A 6,124-nucleotide genomic window follows, 5' to 3' on the forward strand; every position below is an offset into this window, starting at 1 on the left:
AAGGCATTTAGCGATTTTTGTCAATTGTTTTTGCTCTAGAGCGAACTAATCAATTAGGTCTCTTGCCAGATAAGGGTTTAGTCGATTTATGCCCCCCTATCGAACCATACCAAGTAACGAAGAACCCAAAATCTTTGTGGACAATGCGTTGAGAGGGATTGTTCCCCTGTCAGACTCAAAACTGATAACAAGGGCCGAATCTCAGACCTAATTGGTTAAGCTAAAAGCTTTGATGTGCTTAGTTTCTAACCTTCTTTTTAGGTAGGAGAATTGTCAGATTCTGTCTTTTGCACGAGTGCCTGTTGCCTCTTGCCTTCAGAAGCTGATAACTGATAACTGATAACTGATAACTGATAACTGATAACTGATAACTGACAAGGCTAACGGCTGGTACTATATAATAAAAAACGCTCTTTAGTTAGATATTGAGAAAAACATGGAAGTTATCCCCGCTATTGATATTCTCGATGGCAAATGTGTGCGACTTTATCAGGGAGATTACCAACAATCGCAGGTTTTTAACGATAATCCCGCAATAGTGGCGCGAGAATGGGTCAATCAGGGGGCAACCAGATTACATTTAGTTGATTTGGATGGAGCCAAAGAGGGTAAATCGGTTAATTTGTCAACTATTGAAACAATTCTTAATGATATTGCCATTCCCGTACAGGTGGGGGGTGGACTGCGAGATCTAGAAACGGTGAGTAATCTCCTAAAAATCGGGGTAGAAAAGGCGATTGTCGGGACAGTAGCCGTAGAAAAGCCCGAATTAGTCAGCGAACTTTGTCAAAGCTTTCCGGGGCAAATAATTGTCGGTATTGATGCTCGCGATGGCAAAGTTGCCACCAGGGGTTGGTTAGAAACTTCTGCGGTAGATGCGATCGCTCTTGGTCAAGATATGGCAAAAAGAGGAGCCAGCACGATTATCTACACTGATATTCATCGAGATGGCACCCTTTCTGGCCCAAATCTCGCAGCTTTGCGAGAATTAGCCGAATCTGTCGAAATTCCCGTGATCGCCTCTGGGGGCATTAGTTCCCTGACGGACCTACTGAGTTTATTGTCTTTGGAACCTTTGGGAGTAACGGGAGTAATCGTAGGCCGCGCCCTTTATACCGGTGCAGTGAACCTCTCGGAAGCGATTAGCGCGATCGGATCAGGCCGTTGGCAGGATCTACCCCCGAATTTTTTCGCTTAACGGACTTGTTTGAGAGTATCCACCTGTTTATTGAACATATCGGTAAATAGTCCCAAAACAGTGCGATTTTCATTGACTTTGATGTTAACGCTCACGGACATCCCCGATTGCAGCGGCAGAGTGGATTTATCTTTCAAAACTAACTCTTGACTGTTCAAGCTTACCCGGACAGGGAACCGATAAAAACGGTGATTTTCGTCGGGAGGTAAAGCATCGGAACCGATCGAGATTACTTCTCCCTTAATATCGCCGTATTCACTGTAAGAAAAGGAATCAATGCGAATATCAGCCTTTTGTCCCACGCGCACAAAACCGATGTCTTGGTTAGTCACGTCCACCTCTGCCACTAAACAACCTTTAGCGGCATCTTTGATCTGGGTGGGACAGCCATCGGGAACAATTTTTAATAATGCTTCCGCTTGACTCGGTTGGGGAACAAACCCAGGCCGCGCCTTGAGATCAAAGACCACACCACCGATGGGGGCGGTAATTTTTTGATATTTAATCGTCTGTTGTGCTTGACTAATTTGACTATCTAACTCAGCAATGCGCTTGTTGTTATCAATAATAATGCGACTGATCTGACTATCGATTTCAGCGATCCGTTTGTAATTGTCCGCCATTTTATCGCGCACATCTTTTTCGGTGATTACTGTGGTATTAATCAGCTTTTCTCCCGCTTGGGAGATCAACAGGGAATAACGCTTTTCTTCCTGTTCCAGGCGGGAAATTTCGGCGATGCGGGTTTGTACTTCTTTCTCTTGTTTTTCTCGATCGATTTTGCCATTAGCCTCTTGCTGCTGCAATTCATTTTGACGGTCAGTGACCGACTGTTTTTGCTTGTTGATCTGATAACGAGCGATCGCTCCTTCTTCCCCCAAGGGTTCAATATCCTTAAGAATATTACGCTCGATATCCAAGCTTTCTTGGCCCTGTTTCATCGAATTGGCATTACGAGTCTTAATTTCTTCTAAGACTAAACGATCTTTGATTAATTGCGAGCGGGCATCGGCCAACTGTACCCTGGTTTGGGCCAATTGTTTTTCTAATTGTTCCATTTCCAATCTAGCGGCCGCTTGTCGAGAATTGGCCTCCCGTCGGGCAGCCGCGAGACGGGCTAATTGATCCCCTTGTAAAGCAGAGCTAGAAGCACCTTCACTGACCTGTGCTTGATAAAGTTGATTTTCCGCCACTAAAGCGGCACGATTACGGGCTAAATCGGCGATTTCGCTCGGTAATTTTAATTGAGCGATCGAACTTTCCACTTGTGCCGGTGTCAGATCCTGCGCCATTAAGAGACGATAGAATTGATTTTCCTTCTCGGCAGTGGCGCGAATTTTTTTCAAAGATTCTAACTGCACTTGCGAGGCACTGGAATCCATTAAAACCAGTACATCACCTTTGTTAACTCGATCGCCGTCTTTAACTTTAACTTCCTGTACTACCCCATTCACCGGTGCTTGTACTTCTTGGACTTTGCCCTGGGGTTTAAGTTGTCCTTGAGCGCCGACCACCTGCTCGATTTTGGCGAGCGCTGACCAAATTAAAGCGACAGTGGTGACACTCATTAATGTCCAGATAATCGTCCGCGACCAAATGGGTGATTGTTTCAGGATCACCGATTGTTCCGGTGGGCTGAAAGTGGGTAAAGAAGGGGTAATACTTTTATTTTTCGTGGTAGTGGCCACGTTTTTACCCGCTTGGGTCAGTTCATCGCTTTTACCATTGCCGTTGCCGTTTTGACCGTTGTTAGAATTACCGTCCATGAAGATTCTCCTATATTTATTTTTTCAGTGATCAGTTATCAGTGAACCGATAACTGATCACTGATCACTGATCACTGATAACTGATAACTGACGACCGACTGACTAGATTTGCGAATCCTGTTGTTTATAGAGGGTATAGTAAAGGCCTTTTTTGGCCATTAATTCCTCGTGGGTGCCTTCCTCCGCTACTGTCCCTTTATCCATCATGACAATAATATCGGCGGATTTGATCGAAGCTAAACGATGGGTAATAAAGAAGACCGTATGATCCTTGAAAGCTTCTTTGAGATTCAGGCACACTTGCCGTTCGGTGTTATAGTCGAGGGCGCTGGTGGCCTCATCAAGAATGAGAATTTGCGGTCTTTGCAGGACGGAACGAGCGATCGCAACCCGTTGTCGTTGTCCCCCCGATAGGGATGCCCCCCGTTCACCGACGCGGGTATTATAGCCATTGGGCAGGGTCATAATAAATTCGTGGGCCGCCGCCGTTTTCGCTGCCGAGACAATTTCCTCCACAGTCGCATCGGGGTTAGTCAGGGCGATATTTTCCTGTACCGTACCGTCAAATAATAGGGTTTCTTGGGGAACCATGCCGATTTGACGACGGAGGGAATAGAGTTCCACTTTGTTGATATCGTAGCCATCGATGAGAATCCTTCCCGATTCTGGTTCGTAGAGACGGGCTAACAATTTAGTAATGGTACTTTTCCCGGCGCCACTTTCCCCCACCAAAGCGACAAAAGTACCGGCGGGGAATTCTAAATTGACGTTGTATAGTTGCAGTGGTCCGTGGGGATTGAAGCGGAAAGCGAGGTTTTCGTAGGTGACAGTGCCTTTAATTAAGGGCATGGGGATATTTTGGCGATCAAGTTCCGCTTCTTGGGGAGTATCGACGATATCGGCTAATCTTTCCAGGGATAAGCCAGTTTCTTGGAAGTTTTGCCAGAGTTGGGTCAAACGCAGGATCGGCGAGGTAACGTAGGAAGCGATAATCCGGAAGGCGATTAATTGACCAAGAGTGAGTTGTCCGTCTAAAACTAGGGCTGCTCCCACCCAAAGCACTAATAAACCCGATAATTGGTTAAAGAAGTGACTAAAGGAACCAGCCAAAGTTGAGGTCATTACCGTTTGAAAACCTTCGGCCACATAGCGCGCATAACGTTCTTGCCACTGCCAACGGGAACGCAATTCGATATTCTGTGCTTTCACCGTTTGAATTCCTGTCATTACCTCCACGAGATAGGATTGGGTTTCGGCGTTTCGTTCGGCTTTTGCTCGCAGTTGTCGCCGCACGATTGGTGCGAAAATAGCTGTGGAGAGAACTAAAATCGGCACGACTCCCAGGGCCCAGAAGGTTAAAATCGGGCTATAGATCAACATAACCACGATGTATATAACCGAGAAAATGGCATCTAACACCACCGTTAGGGCTGTACCTGTTAAAAATTGCCGAATATTCTCTAATTCGTTGATTCTTGTCGAAATTTCCCCCACTGGCCGCCGTTCAAAGTATTTCAGGGGTAAGCGCAGCAGGTGATCGATAATTTCTGAACCGAGGGTCATGTCGATGCGGTTAGTGGTATCGACAAAAAGGGATGTTCTCAAAAAGGTTAAAATTCCCTCAAAAACGGCAATTACTAACAGGAAAACCCCGAGGGTATTCAAGGTTTCCGGGCTATTCTGCACGATCACTTTATCGATGATCACCTGAATCATCAAGGGATTGGCCAGGGCAAATAACTGCACGAAGAAAGAAGCAATAAAAACTTCTATTAAGACTCGTTTATGTTTCTTGACAGAAGGCCAAAACCATGATAAGCCAAAACGCTGTTGCTGGGTGTGTTTGGTGGGTTTGAGCAGAATTACTTCCCCTTTTTCGTCCCAAGATTCCAGAAATTCGCTGGTTTTGCGTTTAATTATCCCCCTTTGGGGAACAGCGATCGTGGTTTCCCGTTGATTGATTTCGTAGAGGATAACGATGCTGTCTTGCCAGCGAATTAGGGCAGGAGGGTTGATATTGGGCAAGGAAGTAGCAGGTAAAGGTACTAATTGGCTATGGAGTCCCACTACCTCGGCCACAGCCCCACACAGGGGCAGGGAAAGGCTGCCAGTTCTTTGCAGTTGATCCCCTAGGATGCGTTGGATCACGTCTTTGCGAAAGGGGATATTAAAATATTTGCAGAGCATCTGAAAACAGGCACTCACCGCCTCTAGTTCCGTTTTTCCCCCGAAAAAAGGATATGACTTGCGGTTTTTCTGGACAGTTTTTTCAAGGTCGATATCGCTGGTGATGTCGCTGATTCTTCCTTGGGGGATATCTAATACCTGGGTGGGTTTATTTCCCTTGATGACTTGGGTTTCCCAGATATCATCTGTTTCTGTTTCCGCCGCCGCTTCGGTTGCAACTGTCAAGAATTCGTCTAACTGAGCGGAGGAAAGACCTAATAAGCGGGTGTTAGTCAGATTATTCTGGGTGATAACTGTGCCGATAGGATAATTATCAGTATTTTCGCTGACTAACCAGAGATAATCATCGTTAATCTGGTCGTAGGACACACAAGCTTTGTTTAAAAGAGCCTGAGCAATTTCTTTCAGGTCCCCCCCACCCCATGCCTGTTGATTAAGATAGGAGCCTAGGAGGGCATAAACTTCGGCGATCGAGGTTTGTTCAAAGAAATTTTCCTTAAATTCGGGGTAATTATTGATTAAAGACCAAAAATCCTCTTGTTTTAAGGTTAAACAGATCGTGACTTCCGAAGAAGCGATCACCGTTTCACAGGGGCTACCGCGCAGGAGACTGATCCACCCGAATAAATCGCCCGGCTGCAATTTAGCCAAAGTAACCGGCAACGGATTGTTAACCCTAGCATCGTAACCCAAAAGTCTGGCCTCTCCCTCGTAGAGAAAGACGAGGTGGGAGGGTAAGCGGTCGCACTTGAGGATCGCATTGCCCATCTCATAGCGAAAGGGTTGTAATTTCTGGCCGAGGGAACGTCTAACCTCGACGGGCAGGCGATCAAAGGGCTGTACAGTCTCCAGAAAGGCGGTAAAATCTAAAGTGGTATAACTCATTGGCTGGGCGAAAATTGACTAGGTTGGCAAATAATTAGGCGAAAAGACTAGGTTTACCCAGTGTTGCAAGGAAATGCTATATAATCG

At 46.0% G+C, this 6,124-nt stretch carries 3 protein-coding genes; 1 reads left to right on the forward strand and 2 read right to left on the reverse strand.

All coding sequences use genetic code 11. The features are described from left to right. The first annotated feature begins 436 nt into the window (after positions 1-436). Entirely contained in the window at positions 437-1,198 is a 762-nt protein-coding gene (gene hisA / locus IQ242_RS14180) for a 1-(5-phosphoribosyl)-5-[(5-phosphoribosylamino)methylideneamino]imidazole-4-carboxamide isomerase (protein WP_193960408.1), read from the forward strand. On the opposite strand, the gene IQ242_RS14185 is transcribed toward hisA, so the two are convergent. Then, positions 1,195-2,964: an HlyD family efflux transporter periplasmic adaptor subunit gene (locus tag IQ242_RS14185; RefSeq protein ID WP_193960409.1), complete on the reverse strand. Its 1,770-nt coding sequence runs from the start codon at positions 2,962-2,964 to the stop codon at positions 1,195-1,197. The genes hisA and IQ242_RS14185 overlap by 4 nt on opposite strands. Positions 2,965-3,067: 103 nt before the next feature. Beyond that, positions 3,068-6,037 (reverse strand): peptidase domain-containing ABC transporter, encoded by a 2,970-nt coding sequence (locus tag IQ242_RS14190; protein ID WP_193960410.1) that lies wholly within the window; start codon positions 6,035-6,037, stop codon positions 3,068-3,070. Positions 6,038-6,124: the final 87 nt, after the last annotated feature.

This window comes from Microcystis sp. LEGE 08355, assembly GCF_015207185.1.
Lineage (GTDB): Bacteria > Cyanobacteriota > Cyanobacteriia > Cyanobacteriales > Microcystaceae > Microcystis > Microcystis panniformis.

What these genes read in the sequence shown, in the direction of transcription:
- IQ242_RS14190 (WP_193960410.1), bottom strand. Translation starts at nt 6,037, where the DNA reads ATGAGTTATACCACTTTAGATTTTACCGCCTTTCTGGAGACTGTACAG.
- hisA (WP_193960408.1), top strand. Translation starts at nt 437, where the DNA reads ATGGAAGTTATCCCCGCTATTGATATTCTCGATGGCAAATGTGTGCGA.
- IQ242_RS14185 (WP_193960409.1), bottom strand. Translation starts at nt 2,964, where the DNA reads ATGGACGGTAATTCTAACAACGGTCAAAACGGCAACGGCAATGGTAAA.